The 25,958-nt window shown below is 36.0% G+C and carries 17 protein-coding genes and 6 pseudogenes; 13 read left to right on the top strand and 10 right to left on the bottom strand.

All coding sequences use genetic code 11. The features are described 5' to 3' along the window. Positions 1-351: 351 nt before the first annotated feature. Entirely contained in the window at positions 352-2,004 is a 1,653-nt protein-coding gene (locus tag BMMGA3_RS02090; RefSeq protein ID WP_003348255.1) for a hypothetical protein, read from the bottom strand. Between the two features lie 24 nt (positions 2,005-2,028). Then, entirely contained in the window at positions 2,029-5,520 is a 3,492-nt protein-coding gene (locus BMMGA3_RS02095; RefSeq protein WP_003348253.1) for a BadF/BadG/BcrA/BcrD ATPase family protein, read from the bottom strand. A gap of 901 nt (positions 5,521-6,421) precedes the next feature. Between BMMGA3_RS02095 and BMMGA3_RS02100 the strand changes: the two genes are divergently transcribed. The 4 genes and pseudogenes from BMMGA3_RS02100 (at position 6,422) to BMMGA3_RS02110 (ending at position 8,792) form a co-directional block, all read left to right on the top strand. Continuing rightward, positions 6,422-7,228 carry a ParA family protein gene (locus BMMGA3_RS02100; protein ID WP_003348252.1) on the top strand — a complete coding sequence of 269 codons (807 nt, stop codon included), beginning with the start codon at positions 6,422-6,424 and terminating at the stop codon, positions 7,226-7,228. A gap of 371 nt (positions 7,229-7,599) precedes the next feature. After that, positions 7,600-7,700 (top strand): annotated as a pseudogene (locus tag BMMGA3_RS18685) (ketoacyl-ACP synthase III); the annotation flags it as partial. A 92-nt stretch (positions 7,701-7,792) separates the two neighbouring features. Next, entirely contained in the window at positions 7,793-8,221 is a 429-nt protein-coding gene (locus tag BMMGA3_RS02105) for a tautomerase family protein (RefSeq protein WP_003348250.1), read from the top strand. Positions 8,222-8,472: 251 nt separating this feature from the next. Further along, positions 8,473-8,792 (top strand): annotated as a pseudogene (locus BMMGA3_RS02110) (arsenate reductase). A 63-nt stretch (positions 8,793-8,855) separates the two neighbouring features. Here BMMGA3_RS02110 and BMMGA3_RS18115 read toward each other — a convergent pair. Continuing rightward, positions 8,856-9,022: pseudogene (locus BMMGA3_RS18115) on the bottom strand (N-acetyltransferase family protein); the annotation flags it as partial. A 444-nt stretch (positions 9,023-9,466) separates the two neighbouring features. Here BMMGA3_RS18115 and BMMGA3_RS02115 point away from each other — a divergent pair. The 3 genes and pseudogenes from BMMGA3_RS02115 to BMMGA3_RS02120 form a co-directional block, all read left to right on the top strand. Next, positions 9,467-10,126, top strand: a complete 660-nt coding sequence (locus tag BMMGA3_RS02115) for a hypothetical protein (protein ID WP_003348244.1) — start codon at positions 9,467-9,469, stop codon at positions 10,124-10,126. A 379-nt stretch (positions 10,127-10,505) separates the two neighbouring features. Beyond that, positions 10,506-10,772, top strand: a pseudogene (locus tag BMMGA3_RS16900) (ParA family protein); the annotation flags it as partial. Positions 10,773-11,770: 998 nt separating this feature from the next. Continuing rightward, positions 11,771-12,199: pseudogene (locus BMMGA3_RS02120) on the top strand (biotin synthase BioB); the annotation flags it as partial. A gap of 178 nt (positions 12,200-12,377) precedes the next feature. Here BMMGA3_RS02120 and BMMGA3_RS02125 read toward each other — a convergent pair. The 7 genes and pseudogenes from BMMGA3_RS02125 to BMMGA3_RS02155 all read right to left on the bottom strand — a co-directional run bounded on the left by BMMGA3_RS02125 (position 12,378) and on the right by BMMGA3_RS02155 (position 19,325). Continuing rightward, positions 12,378-13,589 (bottom strand): multidrug effflux MFS transporter, encoded by a 1,212-nt coding sequence (locus tag BMMGA3_RS02125; protein ID WP_003348236.1) that lies wholly within the window; start codon positions 13,587-13,589, stop codon positions 12,378-12,380. Beyond that, positions 13,579-15,126, bottom strand: coding sequence for an FAD/NAD(P)-binding protein (locus BMMGA3_RS02130; RefSeq protein WP_003348234.1), 1,548 nt, complete (start codon positions 15,124-15,126; stop codon positions 13,579-13,581). Before BMMGA3_RS02130 ends, BMMGA3_RS02125 begins: the two co-directional genes overlap by 11 nt. Before the next feature lie 1,109 nt (positions 15,127-16,235). Beyond that, positions 16,236-16,682 carry a Fe-S cluster assembly sulfur transfer protein SufU gene (gene sufU, locus BMMGA3_RS02140; RefSeq protein WP_003348231.1) on the bottom strand — a complete coding sequence of 149 codons (447 nt, stop codon included), beginning with the start codon at positions 16,680-16,682 and terminating at the stop codon, positions 16,236-16,238. A gap of 524 nt (positions 16,683-17,206) precedes the next feature. Further along, a pseudogene (locus BMMGA3_RS16905) lies at positions 17,207-17,385 on the bottom strand (GTP-binding protein); the annotation flags it as partial. Between the two features lie 25 nt (positions 17,386-17,410). After that, positions 17,411-17,806, bottom strand: coding sequence for a (2Fe-2S) ferredoxin domain-containing protein (locus BMMGA3_RS02145; RefSeq protein WP_003348228.1), 396 nt, complete (start codon positions 17,804-17,806; stop codon positions 17,411-17,413). Positions 17,807-17,966: 160 nt separating this feature from the next. After that, positions 17,967-18,236, bottom strand: coding sequence for a 30S ribosomal protein S14 (gene rpsN, locus BMMGA3_RS02150; RefSeq protein WP_003348227.1), 270 nt, complete (start codon positions 18,234-18,236; stop codon positions 17,967-17,969). Between the two features lie 147 nt (positions 18,237-18,383). Next, a complete protein-coding gene (locus BMMGA3_RS02155; protein WP_003348226.1) occupies positions 18,384-19,325 on the bottom strand; it encodes a CobW family GTP-binding protein in 942 nt (313 codons plus the stop codon). Between the two features lie 221 nt (positions 19,326-19,546). Between BMMGA3_RS02155 and dcd the strand changes: the two genes are divergently transcribed. From dcd to BMMGA3_RS02185, 6 genes are all read left to right on the top strand, one after another. Further along, positions 19,547-20,122 (top strand): dCTP deaminase, encoded by a 576-nt coding sequence (gene dcd, locus BMMGA3_RS02160; protein ID WP_003348225.1) that lies wholly within the window; start codon positions 19,547-19,549, stop codon positions 20,120-20,122. A 205-nt stretch (positions 20,123-20,327) separates the two neighbouring features. After that, positions 20,328-21,248, top strand: a complete 921-nt coding sequence (gene folE2 / locus BMMGA3_RS02165) for a GTP cyclohydrolase FolE2 (protein ID WP_003348224.1) — start codon at positions 20,328-20,330, stop codon at positions 21,246-21,248. 592 nt (positions 21,249-21,840) lie between these two features. Then, positions 21,841-22,815, top strand: a complete 975-nt coding sequence (locus tag BMMGA3_RS16680; protein WP_003348222.1) for a CobW family GTP-binding protein — start codon at positions 21,841-21,843, stop codon at positions 22,813-22,815. A gap of 606 nt (positions 22,816-23,421) precedes the next feature. Continuing rightward, complete coding sequence (locus BMMGA3_RS02175; RefSeq protein ID WP_003348221.1) at positions 23,422-24,219, top strand: ParA family protein; 798 nt, start codon at positions 23,422-23,424, stop codon at positions 24,217-24,219. Next, complete coding sequence (locus tag BMMGA3_RS02180) at positions 24,203-24,493, top strand: hypothetical protein (protein WP_003348220.1); 291 nt, start codon at positions 24,203-24,205, stop codon at positions 24,491-24,493. The genes BMMGA3_RS02175 and BMMGA3_RS02180 overlap by 17 nt, the downstream gene beginning before the upstream one ends. A 283-nt stretch (positions 24,494-24,776) precedes the next feature. Further along, positions 24,777-25,952 (top strand): FAD-dependent oxidoreductase, encoded by a 1,176-nt coding sequence (locus BMMGA3_RS02185; RefSeq protein WP_003348218.1) that lies wholly within the window; start codon positions 24,777-24,779, stop codon positions 25,950-25,952. The last annotated feature ends 6 nt before the right edge of the window (positions 25,953-25,958 follow it).

A 25,958-nucleotide genomic window follows, 5' to 3' on the forward strand; every position in this document is an offset into this window, starting at 1 on the left:
AGTATAGTGCTTCCTTTTTATTGTCTACTTAAAAGGGGACATAACAAAACATATGTTGCTTTTAGTTCACGATAAATCCTATCCAAACAAGCCCTTGCTTCCACAGGATTGTTACTTTCATTTCTTTATTAGGGTAGTTGTGCTTTGAATTCTTCATAATAGATTCCGAAAACTTTCTAGTGGAAATTTTTACATTCTTCTCATCATCAACAGATTTGAATTCTTATTTGTAGAGATTCCTTTCTATCCATTCAACATGTGACTTTTCCTTTAGGGTGAGACTTTTTCCTTTATGGCCCTCAAGTCAGATACGATTATGAGTGAAGTGTCCGTCAAATGCAAACAATGACCCTAAACGCTTTCCATTTCTTCTTTGTTTCTCCGAAACGAAAACTGCTTGAAAAAACCTTTTGTGCTATATACCGTATTGGCTGCTGTACAAGCAACAACATGACGGGCACTTTGTAATGGGTGGGTAGATTGTGAAAAGCTCAGCATTCGGAGCTTCTCAACTGTAAAGCCTTTTTTTATTAAAGCTTCGTCAAACTCTTTCTGTGCAGCCTGTTTTGCCTTAAACAGCATCATCTGGATTCTGCTGTATACGTTAATCGCGCCGTCTCCCGTTGTTTCAATTGGAAGAAAAATCGCTTCCGGGTGAAGTTCAGTAATTAATGACTGGACGCCGTCTGAAACACCGGATGAAGGCATACATCCGAAAGGCTTAACAGAAATGGTCATGTTTACTTTACGTTTCACCACATTCAAAATGAGCTTGCCAACCTCCATATGCCCCTCTCCACCTCTCAGGTGGTTGTTATAGTGTTCGTGAGCGACCTTCGCAATCTCATCCATATCAGGCAAGTGATAGCCACGAAGTCCAATGGCTTTGGCATATGTTTGGAACATCACTCGTACAGCACGATCCGCTAACTGCAACATCCGCAGACGCAGGTGAGGGTTCTTTCCTTCCAGCCCTTTACTACCGGAGTCCGCTCGGCGTAAATTCATCCGTTTGAGGGTATCATAGCGCCCCTCCCAGATCAAAAATAAAATCCATGCCGTCACAGATTGTACTTCTACTTCGGCCCCTTCTTCCTCCAAAAATTGCTGCAGGCGATAGTTGCCATCTCCCTCCGTTGTCATCGCCCAAAACTCACCGATAATACTTACTTTTGGTTTGACGATTGTCCGGTCTACTTTCACCGCTTGCAGTTCTTTGCGGCATCGGTATAAGGCTCGTATGAGAGATTTCTGTTTACTGAAGGCTTCATGCAAATATTGTTTACAGCGATCCAGGGCAGCATTGGTTGATCCGGCAACCACTTCATAAGGACGAATCCGGTAACCGAGGGCGTTCAAAATGTCGCCGATTAAAACAGCCTTTAAAAAGGTTATGAAAAAGGAGCTGTCTAATTTAAGGGCAGATTCTTCACCTGTAGCCTGCTTTAAGCCGCTCTGTTGTTGGAACAGAAGAACCCGAAAACCGTCAAATCCGGCATCCCGCAATGCCTTACGATATTCTGTCACGTACGTACCAAAGCGGCAGGGACCACAGGAACCGCTTGTAATGAAAAGATAATTGCGGACAATTTCTTCTTTCGATTTTCCTTCTACGTCCCTTAGGTGGGTAAGATATTTAATCAAATTTCCCACGGTGAAATAGGTCGGGTTGCATTGTCCCCTGTTTCCAAATTCCTTGCCATAGCGCAATGACTCTGTATCCGGGCATTCCATATGCTTGACATTGTAGCCTAATCCTTTCAAAGCTCCCTCGACCAAATAGTCATGTGCCATCGTAAGTCCTCCGAAAAGGATGGTCGTAGAATCTTTGTCTCTGGCAAAGAATTGCCGCGGGACGGGGTCAAACCACTGATTTTTTGTTTGGTTCAAACCTAAGGTAGCTTCTTGTTCCTCCTTAAATCGATTCAATTCTTCTTCGAATAGTTTCGCAACATCAGTTTGATCAATATCCTTAACGCTGGAATGTTCTTTTGCCAATTTCACGTTTTTGTCGACTCCTTTTTATTATTATTCAGATATCGCTTTTTTCTCATGAGAGCTGCTTAACCGTTCATGAATCGGGCCACGCATTAATTCAAGACGTTTTTTCTCAATGAGAAGCTGTAATTCTTCCTTTTTGCGTGCTAGATCTTGAAGACGCTCTTCATGAAGTCCCAAGCTATGGGCATACGTTTTGACACGAATTTTGATCGAACCGCTCGGCTTATTCGCATCAATATCATGGAGGGCGGAATAAGGCGTACCAGCGGTTGAAATAATCGAGTCAATCAGCCCGTATGTTGGGGCATCATGTCCACATTTAAAACTGGATAGATCCAATACGGCTACATTTGGATGGCGGGCGGCAAATTTGGCGGCCCACACTTTCTGTACACTATTGGAACTAAAGTTTTCCGGCCACACATCCGTTACTTCCAACGCATATTTCACTCTTTCGCTTTCCAAATCATGTTTAAAGAAGCGACGCAGCCAGGCTTCATCTTTCGGAATGGAGCGCATGGAAAGAATCGGATAACCCAGCACTTGAAATTCATCTAATACCCCATGGTTAAGACCCGGATCTGAATGATAAGGACGACCAATCATCAAAATAGCTAGCTTATTTTCCGCTTCTACCTGCTCCAAAATCATTCTTCCTTTCTCCTGCATTTCCGCATCAAAAAGCTCCATCGCCTTCCAAGCCTCGGTTGCCGCAAAATCACTTTCATCTTCCGTGATTCGCAAGAAATCCTTAAACGCCTCATACAACTGTTTTTTCAGCATATTCGGCTCTGTAAACGTCACCGCCGGATCAAAATAGGTAATCCCCCTTGTCTTGAAAAAGTCTGTTTCTTTTGTAAACGCTGCTTTGATTACATTCGGAGCCCCGGCCACAATCGGACAGCTTGAGGAGTCCATCACATTGTTTAGATGGGTCGGAATATGGGTGATGCATGGGAAAAAGATCGCGTGAAGCGGCTTATTTTCACGATGGTGCTTAAATAGCAAATTATGCACATGTGCCTGTGCTACTTTTGATGGATAGCATGGATCGATAGATCCGTACTTTCCACCTTCCTGCCACATTTCCTCACTCGTATAGTCACTGAATACGATGCCGCGCTCACTGACACCCAGCGTCTCAAAATAAGTCCGCCAAAAAGGGGCAGTAGACCAAATATTGAGCACTTTCGGAATTCCGATACGAAGTTGCTTTCGCCATTCCATTGCTTCGGATGAGGAGCGTTGAAACGGGCGCATATATTTCGTTCTTCTTGTGCCAAGCCAGCCTGATTTTACCTTTATATCCTCAACCATATGCCCTTTTTCTGGTAAAGGAGTGAAATCATAAAAATGCTGAAACATGCGACGTGCTTCATATTCAACCAGATTCGGGTATTGCTTTTTCAACTGATTACGCTCCCGAGTCAACTGTATCATGGCTTCTTTGTCTTCTACCGTTCCCTTTTCACAGCTAAAACCGGAAATATAACGGGCTGTTTGGCCATCAGGGGTAGAAGTGTCGATAAACGTGCGGCTGCAATTGTTCGGACAAAAGTTACAGCGTGTAGATTCATCATTGCGGGACAAGTATTGCATACTGATCGCTGCATCCATCCCAAGAAACGTAGAATATCCTCTGCGTTTCACGACACGAAGAGTTTCCATTGCCGCTCCGATTGCGCCTGCCTCGCCTGTATGCGGGTGGACATACACCTCGGCATCCGGAACCCGTTCTTTAATGTAATCAACTTGCGCTTTTACAGCAGCCAGATTGTGCTGAGTTCCGCCCTGCAGGACAAATTTTCGGCCTAGTTCTGCCATGCGGGGAATTTGGACCACATACTGCCACACATTTTTCGGCAAGACGAGGGCTAGTCCGGCTAACAATTCTTCTTTGGTGTAACCTTCCTTTTGGAAATTTACACGATCCGAATCAAGGAATACGGCACAGCCATAGGAAAATTTCGGACTCAGATCAGCTTTGAATGCTGTTTCGGCATACTCTTGAATTGGAATCCCAAATTGATCGGCCATCGCCTGTAAAAGCATTCCGTTTCCTGCTGAACATTGGTTGGACAATCGGAAATTGCGTATATCTCCGTTTTTGAGAAAGAGAACTTTAATGTCTTGTCCGCCAATATCACAAATCACGTCAACATCACCGAAAAAGTGGACAGCACTCAGCATATGGGCGACCGTTTCCACGATATTCACATCTGCTTTCAATGTTTTTTCCAAAACATCGGCCGCATATCCCGTGGCTCCAAACCCGATGATTTCCAGCTTGGCGCCAGCTGTATGGACCTTATCCCGGATCCGTCCGAGAAGCTCTTTCGTATCTTGAATTGGATTTCCCTTGGACAGCTGATATTCCTTTAACAGAATCGTGCCATTCGTATCAACTAACACAGCCTTTGATGAGGTGGAACCTCCATCCAGACCAATTACAGCTCTAATTGTCTGACCTGGTTCAAACGAAGCAGGTACAAATTTGGGTATACTGTATTGACGGCGAAATTGTTCTAATTCTTCCTTGCTTTTTACTAGAGGAGCGCCCGCTTTTTCCCCGAGCTTTGCTTTACGCCCATGTGTAATAAATGTTTTTAAATCTTCCAGCCCTTTATAAACACCAACTTCCTGGGGTTCATGCAAGCCATAGATAACAGCGCCATAAGCCGCATAATACTGAGCATTTTCCGGGATAAAAATCAACTCTTCAAGCGGGATTTCTTTCGGGTAATCGTATCCTCGTTGTTCCCACGATTCAGGAATTCGTTTTCGCCAACATTGTTGCAGGAAAGGTAAATATGTATTCGGTCCACCTAATAACAGAACCTTATGACGTAACGTATTCCCCCTAGTCAGAACTGAGAGATTTTGCATCACAATGGCATCCGCTAGTGAACACATTATTTCAGATGAAGGGATACTGCTTTTCACTAGATTCACGATATCTGTTTCAGCAAATACGCCGCATTTTGCTGCAACATGGTGAAGCTTTGAATCATCAAATTCTAGCTTGGCTACTTCTTTCTCCGGCATTCCGACTTTAATCATGCACTTATCAATCGTGGCACCGGTACCAGAGGCACATTTGTCATTCATTGACGTAATCGCCTGCTTGTCTCCTGTTTCTTCGTTTTCTTTAAAAATAATAATTTTAGCATCTTGTCCTCCCAGTTCAATCACACTGCCAACATCAGGGTGAAGTTGTTCCACTGCCATCGTAACCGCATTCACTTCTTGAACGAACTTGGCTCCAATATGCTCGGCAATAGGTCCACCGCCAGATCCGGTAATAAATACACGTATATCTTCCTTCTTCACATCAGAAAACTCATTCCCAATCCGAATTAAAAATTCTAGGACCTTTTCAGCCTGTTTCGTATGATGTCGTTGATAATCTGACCAAAGAATTTCTTTATTTTTGGGGTTTACTACTGTAGCCTTGACGGTTGTTGAGCCGACGTCAATTCCTATAAATAAGGAATTAAGGCATTTGTTTCTTTTCTCCACAAAATCACTTCCTTTACCATTAAATTGCAATTTTTATTATGTGCAATTAACTAAACAACATATTCATAGTGAAACTCCGATTCTTTCTCGAAAGAACACGGGTGCTTTTTTATTTGGGAGGAATTTTGTAAAAGAGTGGTCTGAAAAATATTTACGGGCAGAGTTATTAATCAATTGAGGAAGGAAACCAAGTTTGATTCCGAACTCTTTTTGGCTTGTTATTTGCACTATACCTTTCTGTTACCGATGCAAAATTATGTGGACAAAAGGGAAGAATACTTTAAGAAATATTAAATTTTTCTAACGAAAGACGAATTTAAAGAAAAAAGAAGAAATATATAAACAATTAATTTTAACTGGTGAAGATAAATCTAAATGGAAGAATGAAGTAGATTTATTTAAACTAATAATAAAAAACAATCCTGATGTGCTCAGAAATGGTTTAAGGAAACCGTTGAATCAGTAATTAATAAATAAGGAATTAATAAGCCAGTTCTCCAATCTTCTTTATATGATGGACCACGAATAGTTTTTTAGATAAGTATCGTGTTGTTCCGATCAAGCATATAGAGAAATATATTATAGTAGAATTTATGCGTATTTCTTTATGTTTTTCCCGATCCGTTTCCACTTCTTCATTTACTTTCAGCTCTTATCATCCAGTCTGGACAGAGGTCCATAGTTTCATACTTTAAAAGTTTAATAAATAAAAATTGCTAGCCTATAGGCTAAGCTTTTTTGTTTTCTTCAGAAAAAACTTCAATAGTTAAATTATTTAACTGGATATTTGGGGTCACCGCAAGGGTCTTCTCATAGGTTGTAAGGAATCAATAATGTTAGGAAGGAACAAAAGAAACAAGAAAAGAAGAAAAGAACGTTGGAAGAAAGGAGGATTCGAAGGTTGGCTATTACGATAACAATGGGCATCCAAAAAGGCGGTTGCGGAAAGTCCACCACCACTGGGATTTTGGCTTATCTATTAAGCCAAGACGGGTACAAGGTGCTTGCGGTTGATATGGATTCGCAAGGAAACTTAACAGAATTGCTGTCTAAGAGACCCGCGAATGAATTTGTTGAGAAGTCTGTACTCGAAGCGATGCAGCGTCTGGATCCTACAAACTATCTCGTACCAATTTACGAAAACCTAGACTTGTTGCCTGCCAATAAATTTTTAGCGACTTTTCCTCGCTGGATTTACACAGGCGTGACATATCTAGGCGAAAAAATTCGCTATAACGGTGATAATCTTAGTAAGATTTTAGATGAAACATTAGAGAAGGTGAGAGATAATTACGATTTTATTGTCATCGACACGCCTCCTTCATTAAGTGAACAGACAACTAATGCCTTATGTGCCAGTGAGTATGTCGTTGTGTTATTTGAATGCTCTAACTGGTGCTATTCCGCGATTCCAAATTTCATGGATACCGTAGAGGGAGCAAGAAATGTTAGCAAGCATGGAACAAAGGTTATCGGTATTTTGCGTACGATGAACGATGTTAGACGAAGCGACGCCAAAGCGTTTAACGAAATGATCGAAGAGGATTATCCAAACGAAGTATTCAAAACCATTATTACACGAAAAGCACTGATAGGCAGACTATCGCTATATGGATTCAACCAAAATGCAGAGCTAAAACAGGCATTCCAGGCGAACGTCGTCATATTCCACCCATGTAGATATAGCATTGATCACATCTTTACGTGATCGTCTTTATCTAAATAAGTTTATATAAGATTTATTATTATTCTTCATTCATATTTAATTTATTTTTAATTCATTATTCATTTATGTAGGAGATATTATCATTCACTATTCATTCAAATTAAATTTTTTATTCATTCATTTATGAAATGGAAGGGTCTATCATAATGGATGAAAAGCAACAGAAAGAGGATCAGAGAGGTGAAAAACAAAAAAAGAAAAGAATCATCGGCTTAACTTAAGTAGTTCCGTTTTTGTGGAGAAACGTTAGAAATAGCATTAGGGAAAAAATTTTTTCTTAAAAATTAGTACCAAGTAATAATAGTAAGTGATAAAATATAGTTATAATTTTTTAATGTGAATCTAAGGTACGAATTACGGCGATAGGTTCTTATGTTCCTGAAAGAAGGTCAACAAATTACGATTTAGAAATATGTTTGAAACGAATGAAGAGCGAATTGTTCGACGCACTGGTTATATATGACAAATTAATGAAACATCAGTTTAGAGTAATATTATCTATCATCAATCTAATAACTGAATTAATCAAAAAAGGGGAGAAAAAATATGCCATATGCAGAAATATCAATGACTAAGAATTTTATTACAGATGAGCAAAAGTCTGCTTTGTCAAAGAAATTGACAAAAATTCTTATTGAATCAGAAGGTTTAAAAGATAATCCTATTTCACGTTCTATAGCGTTGCTGGATTTTAAGGAATTTGACAGTTTATACGTTGGAGGTGAAAAAAGCAATCAGGATAAAGTTGTAGTAAAGATTTACGGATTTGCAAATGCTTTCAATGAAGTAATAAAAAAGAAATTATTTTTGGAAATTACCAATGCTTTCATTGCTGTTTGTGATAAAACACGATTGCAGAATGGAAGAAATATATGGTGTATGATAATTCCTCTGGGTGAATTTGATTTTGGTGTTGGTGGAATACCTGTAACATTAGAATTGACAAGGCAACTTGTCTCATCACATACGGAATAAAAATTTGAATTAATATTGATTCGTATTATTTGGAGAAGGCGGAGCAGTTCTTGTAGAATTTGACTAAGAACACAACCAAGTTTCTTTCTTCGTATTTGGGTTCAGACGGGGAAGGTGAAAAACATTTATATTGTACAAACTTATCAAAACGTATGTTTGAAGAGGATTTAATCAATAGTGATAAAATTGTTCAAAATGGACGTGAGGTTTACAAATAGTGCTGTTTCTACAGTCCCAAATGCCGTAGCCAAATGGCAGAAGGCTTTGGAAAGAGATACCTAGGAGATCGTTTCGATGTTTACAGTGCAGGAATTGAAGCTCATGGACTGAATCGGAAAGCCATAAAAGTAATGGCCGAGAATTGATATCTCCAACTGATTATGTCATCACTCTTTGCGGAGATGCTCATGATAAATGCCCGATGACTCCTCCTTATGTACATCGTGATCATTGGGGATTTGATAATCCAGCTAAAGCACAAGGAACAGAAGAAGAAGTATGGAAAGGTTTTTGGCAGGTAAGAGATCAAATTGAAGCCAAGATTATTCAATTTTCAAAAGAAGAGAAATAAATAACAGCCACATCCTTCGTTTAGGGGATGTGGCTTTCTCAAATTAACAAGGTTGAAAAAAGACTATAGTAATTTTTCCATTGCCATAACATCAACAAAATTCCCATCTAATATGCCTTGCTTTTTAAGATGCCTACTTCGCAAAATCCTACTTTGCGATACAGCCCTTGCCCTAATTGATTGAACGGAAAAGTAAATAGTACCAATTTATGAAACCCATTTTTTCTTGCTTTTTCATTGAATGAACAAAAGAACAAAGAAAAGAAGAAAAGAACGTTGGAAGAAAGGAAATATAAGAGGATAGCAATCACTATTACAATGGGTATTCAAAAAGGTGAATGCGGTACACCTACAACAACAGACATCTTATCTTATAAGTTTGTTTTGTTTCTTGATAATAAAGAAATTTCCATAATATAAAAGCCTCCAGTCTTGCTGAAGGTTAATTTTTGGGGAATTTCCCAACGAAAAACCCGTTGAGCGCAAGGAGTTTTCTGTACTCTGATTGAACATTTTGGATATTACTTCTAGAAAGGATTACTCCTTTATTGCATTAAAGGGCCATTTAATGGAATATGGCTTATTGACTAACCTAAGCAATTTAGTTAAACAAGGATTTCCTTCTTTAGTATCGAAAAAATTATTAAAATAGTTGTAATAAAGAGGTGGCTTTTATGCTATTTCATTATCATTTTTGGACTCCTTATGTAGAAGAAACAGAAAAATTTTATGAAGATAATGGTTTTCGTATTTCTCAACGTATAGGAAAATATGAGGGAGATTTCCAAACGTTTAATCCTCCATTAACGTGGAATGATTTTCGTGAGAAAAATATTCTTTTTCGCATTATTGAAACAAGGAAAGGGACAGTCAATATTACATTCGGTTACGGAAAGAAAATTATGTTTGACCACATTGGTTTTTTGGTATCAATGGAGGAGCATAACAAGATATGTGATAACGCGAAGAAAATGAACTGGGAAGTTAAGGTAGGAGAACGAAGGACCTTTATCACCACTCCTTATGAATTTAAAATAGAGCTCCAAATACACTTAGACGTAATAGATACTACAACTGATATTGCAGAAATTGAACAACTAAAAATGGTAACGAAAATGAAAGGGTTAGAAAATGGCCTTTCCATTTTATTTAGTAAGCCCGTTAAAAATATAAGTTCAGTAGTTGGCGATGAAGTTACTATTAAAGAAGCTGTAATAAAAGGGTTTTTATCATCGAATAACGTGGACCCTAATGGGGTAAGAATTTTTGATAGTTTTTTAGTTAGTAAACAGTTATTTCTTGTTGAACTAACGAGTTCTTTTGTAAAATACTGAGGCCCCATTTTTGCAGCTCTTGCGCATTTTTCAATATTCCGCAATCGAGCGCGTTGGTTGAAGAAGATTGTATTAGCCCTTCTTGTAATTTTCCGATACGTGAATCCCATTTTAACCGAAACGGAACGTTAAGTACCGAAGGTGGTTCACTTTCTGTTTCGGCAACGCCTATAGGCGATTAATTGTGTCGGTACCATTGAACGATATATTGCTCTGCAATGTATAAGAGTAAGAAGGGGAGCTTTTTGCTCCCTTTATTTTTTTAGTTCAAAAGGTGTTTTACTTATCTTGTCGAATTCAATTAAATAACGATGATAAGAACAAACAAAAGAACCAAGAAAAGAAGAAAAGAACGTTGGAAGAAAGGATGATTCGAAGTTTGGCTATTATGATAACAATGGGTATCTAAAAAGGCGGTTGCGGCAAGTCCACAACCACCGGGATTTTAGCTTATCTATTAAGCCAAGACGGGTACAAGGTGCTTGCGGTTGATATGGACTCGCAAGGAAATTTAACAGAATTGCTGTCTAAGAGACCTGCGAATGAATTTGTTGAGAAGTCGGTACTCGAAGCGATGCAGCGTCTGGATCCTACAAACTATATTGTACCAATTTACGAAAACCTAGACCTGTTGCCAGCTGATAATGAATAGCCTTGCTAATAAATCAGGGCTTTTTTCTTTTGTGTACAGGGTTTTTGATTTCTACACGTTTTTTAGCTTCCTTTGTAAAACTAGGTGCTAGGTATCTAGGAAAATCTCTGCTATTTCTTTTCTTCAGAGGGACAATTTGCTTTAATATTCAAAAATAATGTCAGATTATTTAACGAAATAATGGCGTATATTCCAAATACATGTAACAATACGTATAGATTTAATATTATAAAACTTTACATAAAATTAAGGAGGTGAAAGTAGTCATGGCTAAAATAAGAAATGAAAAGTTAAACAAATCCGTTTTTGGAGGACATGAGACTGTCCGTGTAGCAGTAGTACAAGCACCCCAACAGAGGTACCGCTAGAAAAATTAGAAAAACTTATGGAAAAGATTGAGGAGAAAGAGACAAAACAAAGTAGTTCATAAAACATTTAAATACGTGGTTTCAATACATCTTTCATTGCGTTTTTCGCTAATAATTCGATATTGAGGGATCTTTCAATCATTTAGCTTGTCGACAAAATCGATAAGCTTTTTTTTCGTTTAGGAAACTATAAAATCTGGACCTGTGGATATTTGTTCGTTTATTTTCGATTCTTTAAGTAGATCCTTGGGTTCCATTTATGCAGAACCTGTGTGAAGTTTAGTCGTTTTCTCCGGAAGAAGTATCTAGAATTATGCTTAAAACGACTATGTCCAGCTAATTTTTTTAACAGTAAACAAATTAGAGTTGAAAAATAACTATTTATTTAAATGTTAGAGGAGGCTGTCTAAGAAAGGGATAGCCTATTTTTTTTAATATAATGCTTCCATTCGAACAACTCCTCTTATCGAGTTAATTATCTATATTCTGTTTTTTTCACCAGAACCCTGTTTCTTGACAGAATAATAGAGTCGTGGTTATATGGGGTTAAAATGTTAACTAAATAACTAATTTGGTTAACAAAAAAAACAAAAGGAGTGTATACTTTGGATAAACATAAGGAGCCATCATGAAAATATCACGACAACACATACATATGATGACCGCGTTGGAACGATTGAAAATGTAAAGAGTGCCGGGATTTCTCCTTGCTCTGGCTGTATTATCGGTATGGGTGAATAGCATGAAGATGTGTATGACATTGCGGTAGAGCTTCATAACCTTGATGCCGATTCAATTCCAGTCAATTTCTTAAATGCAATTAAAGGAACGCCGCTTGAAGGAATGAACGAACTAAACCCGCGCTACTGCTTGAAAGTATTGGCCCTGTTCCGCTTTATAAATCCTTCAAAAGAAATTCGCATTTCAGGTGGGCGCGAAGTAAATCTCCGCACTCTTCAAGTAATGGGGCTTTATGCTGCGAACTCCATTTTTGTTGGTGATTACTTAACGATAAAAGGACAAGAATTTAGTTCCGATCATCAAATTTGTTAGTGGAATTAAAAGAAATTGTTAGCCGGTATATTCGATCAATATAAAAAATTTACCTATACCTGAGGGTTTTATACTTATTATTGATAACCTCCTGAACAAAGACACAGTCTGATTGATTTACAATCCAGCTAACTTTTTTTCTAGATTCGAGTGTTTTTAAAAAAAATGGTTAATAAGCTTAATTTTTATCTAAAGAAGTTGTTTTGTTTATATTTTTTGGTAGTAGAAAATAGAAACTTAACGATAGTAGAGAGCAAGACACAACAATTGTTAACACCATAGGTACTTGTGAATGGATATGAAAGCTACTAAGAATAAGACCACAAATTGCTCCAAAAATCATTTGGATAAAGAAAAACAATCCTGATGCAGTTCCTGCAATGTGAGTGAATGGTCGCATGACCGCAGCTTGACAAGCTGGGAAAATCCCACCGATCCCTATCATAAGAATGGTCATAGGTAACAAAATACTCAAAATTAGTCCAAGATTAAAGTAAGTTAAAATGAGCATTAAGGTTGAAGCTCCTAAAGCGATGAAACTTTCATACATAATCACATTATCTATTCCAATTTTATTGGAATATTGTCTTGTAAATGTAGTACCTATAATATAGCCTATGATTATTATTGCATACATTACACCATAAATCGTTGGTGTTACTTTAAAGACACTTTGAAATACAAAAGACGATGATTGTATGAAAGAATAATAGGCACACCACGCAAGACCAATAGAAACACTGTATGTTAAAAATAATCTTTGGGTTAAAAGATATTTATAGTTATTTAGTATAGTAATCATATTTGTAGCATTTCGATCAGGATTTTTATTAGTTTCTTTTAAGCTAAAAGTAGAAAGAATTAAAGTCATTAGAGCAATCAGGCATAGAACTAAAAAGCCAGATCTCCATCCAAAGTATGTTTCAAGGTAGCCACCAATGATGGGAGCAATTGCTGGAGTAACTGCAATGGCAGTTGACAGATAAGTTAAAATTCGAACCTGTTCTTTACTTTCAAAGACATCTTTTGAAATCACTCGGGCTACTACAGTTCCACAGCAGCCACCAATAGCCTGTAAGAATCGTCCTATGATTAACATATAAACATTGTTGGCAGTTAGACAGAGTAATGTAGCAAATAAGTAAGTAACTAAGCCAGTAATAATAACAGGTTTTCTTCCATATCGATCTGATAAAATACCACAGACTAATGTTGACAATGCATAACCAATCATGTATATACTCAATGTAAGCTGTAGTTCACTACTATTAGTATTTAATACTTTAATCATGTGTGGTAAAGAAGGGATATACAATCCAATAGAAGCCTGAGGAATTGACACAAGTGTGATTAATGTAAAAATTAGTAAAATGTTATTTTTATTTTTCATTTTTATGATTCCTTAAGATAGATACAAATTCTTTTTCTTCTCGTATAGATTGATGAATTAAATTGGAAATATCTTCTGATATTTGTTTAGCATGCTTTGCAATCATTTCCATTGAGCTTGTAAAGTAATAAGTTCCGCAAGTAATATGTCCTAAAGCTCTTAGGTTTGTATCAGGTTGACCAGTTTTATTGATTAAAGCTCCAGTATCAAAATCGGTTTTTAATCCTCCATAATTATTAATAGTGGCATATCCATTGCTAATTAGTGAACCAATTAATCCACTTTTACAAGGACCAGAAAGATGTTTAGACGGACCAGTTGCATTGATAATCCAATCATAGTTTATGTATTTTCCATCATTAAATTGCACATAGAATGTATGATCCTTGAGGTAGTCAATATATACAACATCACTTCTCATGGAAAGTTGACCTTTATTCATTAAATCTAAAATCTTAGTTGCATTTACTAAAGGCATTGGATTTCTTCTGCTCATGAAAATTCGATCGTATTTATTTAAATAAATGCTTTTATCCTTATCATTCAAATAATGCCAATATTCTTCAATTATTTCATTTGTAGACATTAACACGGATTGCCAAGCACTCTGGTGTAAAATATTCTTTATTTCTTCTTCTAATTTCTTTTTAGCATTTGAATGATGTGATTTAGGGGCTAATATTGATTTCCATTCCAGACCAATTTCCTCAAACTCTTTCTTAATTAGTTTAGTAATATCTTTTAACTTAATTTGGCCATTTCTTTTTAGAAGGATTTGGTTCAGTGAATCTTGAGTCAAATATTTAAGTTTATGTGGCTTAGATTCTCCTCTTACAGAAGGAAGTTCTCCTTTTCTAGATAGCATGTCTATTTTTCCGTTATGTCCATTTTCCTTAAGAGCTAAACAAATATCAACAGCAGTTAAACTGGAACCTAATATAGCAATATAAGCATTTTTAGGAATTAAAGATACTGTTTGTTTAAGTGGGTAAGGGTCATATATGAACTGTGGCTGTCCATTTAAGTGATAATGATCATTTAATCTGGTATTACCTAAACATAACAACACTAGATCAAATTCTTGAATTTCACCGTCATGCGTCATAAGAACATAATTTCTTTCTTTCCTTAAATGTACTACCTCACTGAATTTAACACAAACTGTTATATTTTTCTTGATAGCTCTCTCTACACTTTCCTCAAAAACATTTTTTAAATATTCACCGAATACGCTTCTTGGTAAGAATTCCTCCTGTTCAAATCTTAATTTGTATCGGCTTTTATACCAATTCCAAAAGTGATCAGGCTCTTCAAAGATAATAGACATTTGCTTTGAATGCCTATTTAATAATAGAAAATCATAATCATCTTGATAGGCAATCCCCGGACCAACATAAGGTTTTTTTTCGTAAATGGTAATATTTACATTATTACCATTACATCCGTTATAATTAATCTTCATTGTAAGATAATTAAATAAGGAAATGCCTGCAGCACCACCTCCAACAATTGCGATAGATGTGATTGCTTCCTTCATATAGATTCCTCCTTTAAGGTGAACATGGTGATTTGTTATTTTAAATACCTTGTTAGTTAAGGATATCTTTTTTCGTAGTGATCTCTTAAAGACTAGAATCATTCAGTTCTTAAAGGATTCCTATTTTATATAGAGGGTAGATACAAGTACATATTTAATAGTTCCTCCTTTTTTGTAAGTTTTTTGTTACACACTTTAATTGAATCAGGTAAAAAAAATTTCCTTAATGCAAAATTTAAGCCTAGACTCAAAAAATGTCAATTGTTTTTTGAAAAAAATGTAAAATAGTTAGAAGATCATGGTAATAAAGTATGGTATAAAAAACACAAAACCTTGGGCTATGGTGCAAAATCCTTGCACAGATTGTAAGTAATTTCTAAATTTTGGATATACTGATACTATTACTTTAAAAAAGATTTGTGATTGGTATGGAAACGAAGAGTTTATTCAAAAAATGTATATTTCTAGTTAACATAATTAACATAAGGAAGTTACCTAACAAGCCAAGGGGTTTCACTTTGTCCGTTTTATTTTATACATCGATGATCAATCAAGGTTTGAGCATACTTAAATGCGGCTTGAGATAAATAAAAAAGTGGGGTTTTATCCCTAGCCATTGTTACTTTCCAAATAGTAAGAGAAAAGAATCCTTTTCTTTTTTGTGTTCCAACTGGCATGCAGCTCTTTTTTGATTTTGCACCAAGGATCTTTAGACTGTTCTCTTTGCAGTATTGTTTTGAGTACAGAAGTGCTTTCAATTTGTACCAATTTATTTTCACAAGATAAAAATATACCTGCTGTTAATCGCACTCCTGACCAAATGTATGACATAATGACTTATAAGCTTTAAATGTATTTACAGTTTGGAGAATTTAATGTTTCATATTTAATTTACAAATCTGGTTTTAACTCTAGCCCTAAGTGACGAGGATAGAAAAACGGTTTGTACAAAGTGATTTGGAACAATGTGAACTGCCTGTAACTGGCTATATTTTATACTTATGATTTGTTTAATTTTCTTTGATTGGATGGAAGACAGAATGGACCACAGAAGTATTGCGAGTGATTGGAGTAAGTTAACTGTCTTACAAAAACTACATGTGATATATCTAAGAGTAAAAACCTTCGTAGTTTTTTTCATCTTTTAAGACCTTATCTAGAGCTTGCCACGTCATTAATGCACAGTTATGTCTGGCTTTTAATTGATGTACACCCTTTAGAGAAAAGCTGTCACCTAAGTCCACCTCATCTGGTGTCTTTCCATGCCGGATTAATTGTTCAAATGCTTTTCTAAGAGATGTAATTTCTTTTAGAGATTTATTCTTAATAAGCTCTGTCATCATGGATGCGGATGCCATACTAATGCTGCACCCTTCCCCAAGAAAGGTTACCCTTCTTACCTGATTTTGTTCTAGCTCCACAAATAAAGTCATCACATCCCCACATGTCGGATTCTTATAATGAGTTTTCTTTACATTTTCCCCCTTAATTTTCTCAAAATTTCTTTTGTTATTATAATGATCCAAAATAACTTGTCGGTACAGGTTATCAAGCATAGTAAAGGAATTCCCCTTTCCTCATAAATATAACGGTTAGCTTAATCCATTTCTTCTTGTTAATTAGTCTATAAGTATAATTCTTCTCAAAAGAATGCTAGTTATAGAAAACAGTTTAAGTACTTTTTTATTAAGAATGGAACGATTCTTATACGTCCCTTCTTGTGTTTCATTTCTGCGATGTATTATCAGTAGCCCCGATTCAGCTTGTTCAAAAATACTAGTTAATTAGCAATGCAATTTTTAAATTATTGTTCTAGCTCTTCCTTAATTTGATATGACCATAAACTCAAAATTGATCTTCACTTCTTAGATGACCAACATCACCATTAACATGATGACAAAGTATCCCCCATTGCTTTTCGAGAAAAAAGACCTTTTGATCTAGATAAGTCAATCAATGGATGAGAGTTACCTTATTCATGAGAAAGGGGAAGGCTTATGACGATATAAGGAAATCCTTTATATAAAAGGAATAAATGAACGAATTGTATTTCAAGGACTACATATGCTCGTGGGATCCGAATTAAATCTCCACGAACTGTACAACAAATGCAGCCATTATTCATTTCCAAGATTTCCTCATCAGCTAACAGCTATCTTTTGTTTTATGCTTTTGTGTCAAAATTCGATTTAACAGAGCTGTTTTCCTAGCACCTAAATAACCAGTCAAGATGGTTACAGGAATTTTATTTGATTTCATAAAAACCATAATCTTCTTCCTCAATTTAAAGTATTTTTGATACTTTGATTACTTTTTCTTTGTCTTTAGGTATCCCAACAACAATTCCATCATCTGCGCGCTCAAAAACCTGACCATTAAATGAATGGCTCACTTTACCTGTAAAATCCTCATTGGCAATAAGGGAATCAATGAATAGGGAAGCATCCTCAGATTTCAAATCTTTATACCAAGTCCCTTTTGGATATACGATGGCAACACACTTATCAAGGCATCTTCCATTACAACGTGTGCGAGTTGTATGGATGATATCATCTAATTCTCGATCTGAGATTTCTTTACGGATAGCTTGAGTTAGTTCCTCTGCCCCCACTTGATTGCAGCTGCTACCGTTACAAATGAAAACATGATGTTTTGTTTTACTTAAATCCCAAGTGGCCATCTTTGTCATCCTCCTGAAAATAAAACGTAGTTATTACGGTTTAAAAACGATTATTGTCTAATTTTTTTATTTTCCAAACTACTTATATTGATTCTTATCTACATGGTTTACCCATTACTAAATACAATCAATGAAAGGAAAACCTCAAAAAGCCCATCATTCACCAACTTGACTTTTTAACTCCTGGAATTTGCCCCTTATTGGCTAATTCCCTAAACGCAATTCTTGACATCTTAAATTTTCTTAGATAGCCTCTGGGTCTTCCTGTGATTTCGCATCGATTGTGCAGGCGAGTAGGGGATGAATCCCTCGGTAATTTCCTCAAAGCTTCGTAATCTCCTTTTGCCTTCAATTCTCTTCTTAAATCAGCATATTTTTCAACTAACTCCTGTCGTTTTCTTTCTTTTGCTACTTTAGACTTTTTCGCCATGCAATCCCATCCTTTCTCTTTATTCATTTTCTTTTCCTCTTTAAGAAGTTTATGAAATTGAAAATCGTAATTATTCTTATTTACATCATAAATTCTAACTTATTTATAAATCATACGCAAATTACATTAAAGATTTAGACAATAGGACTAATATGAATGAGAAGCAGGCATTTTGTCTTGCTGTAAATTTGTTAGTGTTGTTTGTAGCCAGTTATGATCTAATTCATCTCCGATAAATACTAGTGTATTTTTCATCTTCATCCTGATTTTTGAATATAAGGGCATTCCATAAGCATATTGCAAAAGATACGTTTCCTCTGTACCTGTAAAACGGATATATCCTTTAATACGATAGATAGATTCAGGCATTATTCTTAAGAAATCCTCCAACTTTTTCTTATCAATGGGTTGGGAAAATGTATGGACATAAGTCTTAATGTGCAGATGTTCGATAGCATGTGCTTTTTGGTGCGCATCTCGTTCTTTTGCTTTTAGATTTCTAATCATCTCTGGGTTGATATTTGCAAACTTTGTAGGAATAATCTTACCTTTTGGATTAATAGATTGAAGTTCAATCTCAAATTCTTTTTGTTTCTCCTCTAAAACTTTATCAATCTTATTTAATAAAACGATATCAGCATGCTTCACTTGCTCCGTAATGAGCTTTTGAAGCGGAAACTTTAGAGTATGACGATCACTCCAACGAAGGGCATCTAAAATGGTAATAATGGATTGAACCTTTACCTTTTCCGCAAAAAGAGGGGATAAACAGGCATCTAATACTTCAACTGGATGAGCAACACCTGTGGTCTTAATATAAATAGCATCCAACTCATATTGATTGATGAGTTCGCTTAATTTCACTTCAAGCTGATATGATAGGGTGCAACAAACACAACCATTTAACAACTCTTTTAGGGGGATTTTTTCTGAAATAGCATCGGAGTCAATGGAGACTAGACCCATTTCATTCATAATGACAGCCACTTTCCTCTCTTTTTCGTGTTCCTTTTTAAGTATTTGTTGAAGTAAAGTTGTTTTTCCAGCACCAAGGAAGCCCGATAAAATATAAATCTCTACTTTTTCCAATTTTATCCTTACCTTTCTATTTGATAATTCAGAAAAAATTATGTAAAACAGAATCATTACGATTTATAATTATAAGGTAATGATCCTGAGCCTACAAGATAAGTACATTCTATAGACTTTATTAAAGTAGAATAGTAATAACAATGAATAATGCGGCACAAACGTAGTGAAAACAAATGTTAATTCAAACAGAAGTTAAAAAATTAGGAGGTAATAAGAATATGATTCTATCCGGAAGAACAATTTTAGAAAAATTAGAGAAAAAAGAGTTGTATATTGAACCAATTACTAGATCTCAAATACAACCTGCTTCTGTTGATTTGCGCTTGGGAAATCACTTTCTTACAATCGATGAGCATGTGACTCCTATGATTTCTCTCGATAAGCCTGCGGAATATAAAGAGATTTACCAGCAGGTTATTATTATTCCACCACAATCTTTTATATTAGGAACCACTCTTGAGTTTATAAGCTTGCCTAATAACATGACTGCTTTTGTAGAAGGAAGAAGCTCTATTGGAAGATTAGGATTGTTTATTCAAAATGCCGGATGGGTGGACCCAGGGTTTGAGGGGCATATCACATTAGAACTTTATAATGCTAACCGTGTTCCGATTGAACTAAAGGAAGGGAGACGTATATGTCAGTTAGTTTTAGCTTCTTTGGATCAAGAAACTACTCCTTACATGGGAAAATACGTTGGTCAAAACAAAGCAACTGAAAGCAGAGTCTATCTTGATGAAGAGGAGGAAGGATTGAAGATAAGGAGGAACCAAGAGTTCAAGGAATTTGATTAATTTTTTAGGGTTATCTAAAGCTTCAGTTAATTTTGGGGTTCTAGTTTACGAAAATGTTAGAAAGAAAAATGGAGGGAAATAAGGAATTATCATCGGGGGAGCATTTGTTTATTTATATAGAATGTAATAAAATGAATAAATCGTAATGGTTCTTTTTTGACCTTTGATAATGATATATATTTACTAACTGTGAGGAGTATGATGCATGAAAAATATTAAACTTCCTCCAAAAAATGAACGATTTAAGCTGTTTGGTTCTATAGAACCTGGAATAAAAATGAAACCAAGCGAAAAAGAAAAGATGCCCGATTTACAAAACATTAGAGAAGATTTCTTGTTTGAGATTGATGCTGTCGGTATTACAAATGTAAAAATACCTGTTTCCGTTACTTCAACGTTAAACCCAAAAACACAATCTACAATCGCTACTTTCACTCTAACTTCTACGCTTCCGCGTGATGTAAAGGGAACAAATATGAGTCGTTTTACTGAACAATTGGAGTTATATCGCAGACAAGGATTTACTTTAAACTTTTCACAACTACACGATTTTGTAAAAGAATTATCAGAACGTTTAGGCCAAAGAGATGCAAAGCTTGAAGTAAGCTTTCCTTGGTTTTACGAACAGACAGCACCTTCGTCTTCTCTTGCAGGATTGAACCATGCTGATGCAAGAATCTTGTTATCTTACCAACATGAAAATGTAGTAGAAAGAACGGTTGAGCTAACCTGTGCTGTAACGACCTTATGCCCTTGTTCGAAGGAAATTAGTGAGTACAGCGCTCATAATCAACGGGGTTTCATTAAAATGACTACAGTGTTAACTGATAATTATGATGAATCCGTTGATTGGAAAGTCGTACTTTTACATGCTGCCCAATCAAATGCCAGTGCCGTGATTCATCCGATTTTAAAACGCCCCGATGAAAAAATAGTGACTGAAAAAGCTTATGAAAATCCTCGCTTTGTTGAGGATATGGTTCGTCTTGTGGCTGCTGATTTATATGAAATACCATTTATTCAATCCTTTATAATAGAATGCCGTAATGAAGAGTCTATCCATCTTCATGATGCCTATGCCTTTGTAACATTCGATAAAACAATTGGTTCTGGTGCAAAAAGCTAAAACTTATGGTAAGAAATCTATTAAACTTGGACGTACTAATACTGTAAAAAAGGGTGACTGATCAGTATGACTAATGAAAATTTGTTTAAATGGAAGCATTACTAGCCTGAAATCATTATCTTAACCGTCAGATGGGGATGGAGGAAGGGGAACTATTGCTAACACTACTACCATGTGTTGGGTGCATCAATATGGTCCTCCTTTGGATATCCGCAGCATGGGCCATGACATGAATATGTATGATACTATTAACGGGAAAAGTGGTTCCGCTGTGGAACCTTTAAAAGTGAAGAAAGGGGCGAAAAAGTACGACTTCGCCTTGTAAACGCAGGATACATGTCCCACAAACTCTGCTCTTGCTCTAATTAAGTGAGCAAGATAAAAACGCATATTTATTAGAGAGTAGAGAGGGCTGGAGGATTCTTATTTGTAATTAGCATATTTAGCAGTAGAAAACAACAAAGCTTGTGAAAAGAGCCTTTCTAAAAGAAAGTGTCAGTATATATGAACATATATCTGTTATTATGAACATATATTTGTTATTATATAAAACGTAATGATTACGATTTATCTGCATATTAGGAGGGAAATTATGCAAAAAATACCCGTTTATATTATCTCTGGTTTTTTGGGAAGTGGAAAAACAACGTTATTAACTTATATCCTAGAATATTGTAAATCTAAGAAAATAAAACCTGCCGTTGTACTCAATGAACTAGGAAGCGTTAATGTTGAGACACATTTATTTGAGAATGAAAATGTATTTGAGCTACTAAATGGATGTATTTGTTGTACGATCCAGGATGACTTAAGAACAACTTTAACTACCCTTTTAGATTCACATATTAAAAATCCTATTGACGTTGTATTTATTGAAGGTACAGGTGTTGCCAATCCATTAGAGATTGTGGAAGCAGTAGCTAGTCCCTCCCTTGTGCATTCGCTTGATGTTCAATCTATTATTAGTGTTATTGATGTGAGCACATACTTAGAAGATCAAAGTATTTTTACATCGAAAACTGTTCGTGATTTACTTAAGAATCAAATTACAGGGGCTACTGTAGTGGTGCTTAATAAAGTGGACTTAATAAAGGAAAAACAACTGAAAAAGGTACAAGATAAGCTTTCGAAAGCGATAGATGCAGATACATCAGTGATCAATACTTCTTATGGCAGGGTAAACGTAGAGGAATTATTACAAAAGCGAGCAAAGATGACTGTATTTTCACATTATCGTGATCATGAGCATGATCATCATCATCAACATCATCACGAACATCATAAAGGAATTAAAACCATTACCATTCAAGATATTCCTCCGGTATCAAGGAAGCAATTGAAAAAATGGTTAACCTCTTTACCAGAAGGGATTGTAAGAGGCAAGGGCTATGTATTATTGAAAGATGAACAGGGTATGTATCCATTTCAATATAGTTCTAAGCAAGTACATATTAGTCGTTTCTCTCGTAATAAGTCTATGGAAGAACCTTGTATTGTTCTAATTGGAAGAGATGTCGATATTCATCATATTCAGAATTCCTATACATATCAGCTTTTATCAAAATAATAATGGTATTACATGTTTGTAACAGTAAAAAATGGAAGTTATTTAACTTCAAGAAAAGGAAATTCGAGAGTATTGCAAAAAGAATAAAATTAAACTTGTTAAAGTGCCTTTATATGTTAGGCCTTTACGACTAAAAACTCAATCCCTTTAGCCTCTATAAGTTGACATTAGGTTCCAGTATACACTTGTACTCTCCATAGCTACATGAGTGTATTTATGTTCCTTAATCCAGTCAATTAACTGTAGTAAAAATACAGTTTTAGTAGAAAACGTTTGTATCTCCTTTCCTTCCGGTAGTATTAACCCTACTTGTAATTTTCCGATACGTGGTCACATTTTAACCGAAACGGAAAGTGAAGATACCGAAGGTGGTTCACTTTCTGTTTCGGCAACGCCGTTAGGCGATTAATTATGTTGGTGTCATTGAACGATATATTGCTCTGCAATGTATAAGAGTAAGATGGGGAGCTTTTTGCTCCCTTTATTTTTTTAGTTCAAAAGGTGTTTTACTTATCTTGTCGAATTCAATTAAATAACGATGATAAGAACAAACAAAAGAACCAAGAAAAGAAGAAAAGAACGTTGGAAGAAAGGAGGATGTAAAGGATGGCAATCACTATTACAATGGGGATTCAAAAAGGTGGATGTGGTAAATCTACAACAACAGGGATCTTATCGTATTTGTTAAATCAAAATGGATACAAGGTACTTGCAATAGATATGGACTCACAAGGAAACCTGACGGAGTTATTATCTGAAAAACCTTCCAATGAATTTATAGAGAAGTCTGTATTGGAAGCGATGCAGCAGGGTGATGTAAAAGAATATATCGTGTCTATTGGAGAAAATTTAGACTTACTTCCTGCCAATAACTTTTTAGCGACCTTTCCTCGTTGGATATATACAGGGAAGACATATTTAGGAGAAACTGTACCGTTTCGTGGAAATCCTAGCTTAATTTTAGATCATGTATTGGATCAAGTAAGAGGGGAATATGATTTCATTGTTATCGATACTCCACCATCATTAAGTGAACAGACAACGAATGCTTTATGTGCCAGTGAATATGTCGTTGTTTTATTTGAATGTTCCAACTGGTGTTACTCTGCGATCCCGAATTTCATGGATTCCGTAAACGGTGCAAGAGAGTTTGGAAAGCGGGGAACAAAGGTAATCGGTATTTTAAGGACGATGAATGATGTCAGACGCAGTGATGCAAAGGCTTTTAATGAAATGATTGAGGAAGATTATCCGGATGAAGTATTCCAAACCATTATCACACGAAAAGCACCGGTAGGCAGACTATCGCTATATGTATTCAATCAAAATGTAGAGCTAAAACAGGCATTGGAACAATATGAGAATTTCTATAAGGAGTTGATGAAACGTGTCAAAGGTGAATGACATTAAAAACATGAAACGCCAACAAAAACAAATAACCCCTACCCATGTATTAACAGAAGTAGTTGGGGAAGAAAGTAACGTTGATGTAAAAGAAGAAAACAACCAAAGAAGAAAGGAAGAAAGAAAGGTGGAAAGAAAACGGGTATCTTTTGACTTACGCACGGATTTACATAAAGAACTAAAAATGCAGTCGATCTTACAGGAGAAGAATGTTTATTTGCTTATTGAGGAATCTGTAGAAAAATATTTATCTGAGTTAAAAGGAAAGGATTAGATTAAGATATCTCTCTGTTTCAATAATAAATAGTTTTAAGTTTTTATAAAATATAGAAAAGAAAAATTCAATGGTCACGTGAAGTGAATGTAAGGCAGGGATTGCCCCTGCCTTTTTTATAATGAAAAAAATTAGGTTTCATTTTTTTAAAGACATCAAGTTTATTTTTATTTCCTCTTTCCTTAAATCCCACTTGTTCTTTTTTTAAAAAAGTGGTAAATTATCAATTGCACACGTGTAAATCGGAAACATTACGATTTAATTAAGAGAGGAGAGAGTGCACATGTATGAATGGATGGTTGTCGGCGGTGGCATTCAAGGGATTACAATGGCTATCTTTTTGCTTAAGCGAAACAAGACAACAATTGATAAGCTTGCAATTATTGATCCACACCCTGAACCGCTTGCAAACTGGAAACATTGCACAAATATTATCTCAATGCCTTATTTGCGTTCTCCATCTGTCCATCATCTTGATGTTGAACCATTTAGCCTCCAAGCATTTGTAAAATATAAATCGTATGATTGGAATACTGCTTTTTATGGACGATTTAAACGCCCCTCCCTTCATGTATTTAATGAGCATTGTGAACATATAGTTGACGATTTGTTGTTGAAGGAGGCTTGGATCCAAGGGCGTGTAAGAGATGCTAATCGAACTAAAATCGGCTGGAGTGTCCAACTACACAATGGACGAGAATTAACTGGGAAAAATCTAGTATTAGCTATTGGTATTAGTGAACAGCTGCTTTGGCCTAAGTGGGCGGAAATATTGAAAAAAGAAGCGTCCACTTCCGTATATCATATTTTTGATTCTGACCTTCCAAGCTTTGAAAAGTTAAAGCGCCCCTTTACGATTATTGGCGGTGGTATTACGTCTGTTCATTTAGCATTAAAATTAAGTGCTTTATTTCCAAATGAGGTAACATTATTAAAGCGACATCCGTTTCGCCTTCATGACTTTGATAGTGATCCTGCTTGGTTAGGTCCAAAAAATCAGCTGTCCTTCCGTAAGATAACCAGCTATAAGAAACGTCGTGAGCAAATAATAGACGCACGTCACAAAGGCTCTATTCCACATGACTTACATGTGAAATTGTTACATCGTATTCGGCAAGGAAAACTGCATATAGTGGATGGACATATTGAGCACGCTACAGTAAGCAATGGACAGATCATGTTGCGTGATGATCAAGACAGTATGATTCATAAAACGGGAACTCTTTTATTAGCGACAGGTTTTAAGCCAACATTGCCAGGAAAAGAGTGGTTGAGGCCAATGATCCACAAACACCATTTACAATGTGCTGAATGCGGATACCCAATTGTCTCGAAATCATTGCAGTGGGGGACGAATTTATATGTAATAGGTGCGTTGGCAGAGCTTGAAATGGGACCCATTGCTCGTAATATTTCTGGAGCCCGCCAGGCAGCGGAACGGATTGTTAGTAGCTTATAAACATAC

It is taken from the genome of Bacillus methanolicus MGA3, from assembly GCF_000724485.1.
Classification (GTDB): Bacteria; Bacillota; Bacilli; order Bacillales; family Cytobacillaceae; genus Bacillus_Z; species Bacillus_Z methanolicus_A.

Coding starts and splice junctions, on each gene's coding strand:
- sufU (WP_003348231.1), bottom strand. CDS start 16,682: ATGCTTGATAACCTGTACCGACAAGTTATTTTGGATCATTATAATAAC.
- BMMGA3_RS02105 (WP_003348250.1), top strand. CDS start 7,793: ATGCCATATGCAGAAATATCAATGACTAAGAATTTTATTACAGATGAG.
- BMMGA3_RS02175 (WP_003348221.1), top strand. CDS start 23,422: ATGGCAATCACTATTACAATGGGGATTCAAAAAGGTGGATGTGGTAAA.
- BMMGA3_RS02185 (WP_003348218.1), top strand. CDS start 24,777: ATGTATGAATGGATGGTTGTCGGCGGTGGCATTCAAGGGATTACAATG.
- BMMGA3_RS16680 (WP_003348222.1), top strand. CDS start 21,841: ATGCAAAAAATACCCGTTTATATTATCTCTGGTTTTTTGGGAAGTGGA.
- dcd (WP_003348225.1), top strand. CDS start 19,547: ATGATTCTATCCGGAAGAACAATTTTAGAAAAATTAGAGAAAAAAGAG.
- BMMGA3_RS02115 (WP_003348244.1), top strand. CDS start 9,467: ATGCTATTTCATTATCATTTTTGGACTCCTTATGTAGAAGAAACAGAA.
- BMMGA3_RS02125 (WP_003348236.1), bottom strand. CDS start 13,589: ATGAAAAATAAAAATAACATTTTACTAATTTTTACATTAATCACACTT.
- folE2 (WP_003348224.1), top strand. CDS start 20,328: ATGAAAAATATTAAACTTCCTCCAAAAAATGAACGATTTAAGCTGTTT.
- rpsN (WP_003348227.1), bottom strand. CDS start 18,236: ATGGCGAAAAAGTCTAAAGTAGCAAAAGAAAGAAAACGACAGGAGTTA.
- BMMGA3_RS02145 (WP_003348228.1), bottom strand. CDS start 17,806: ATGGCCACTTGGGATTTAAGTAAAACAAAACATCATGTTTTCATTTGT.
- BMMGA3_RS02130 (WP_003348234.1), bottom strand. CDS start 15,126: ATGAAGGAAGCAATCACATCTATCGCAATTGTTGGAGGTGGTGCTGCA.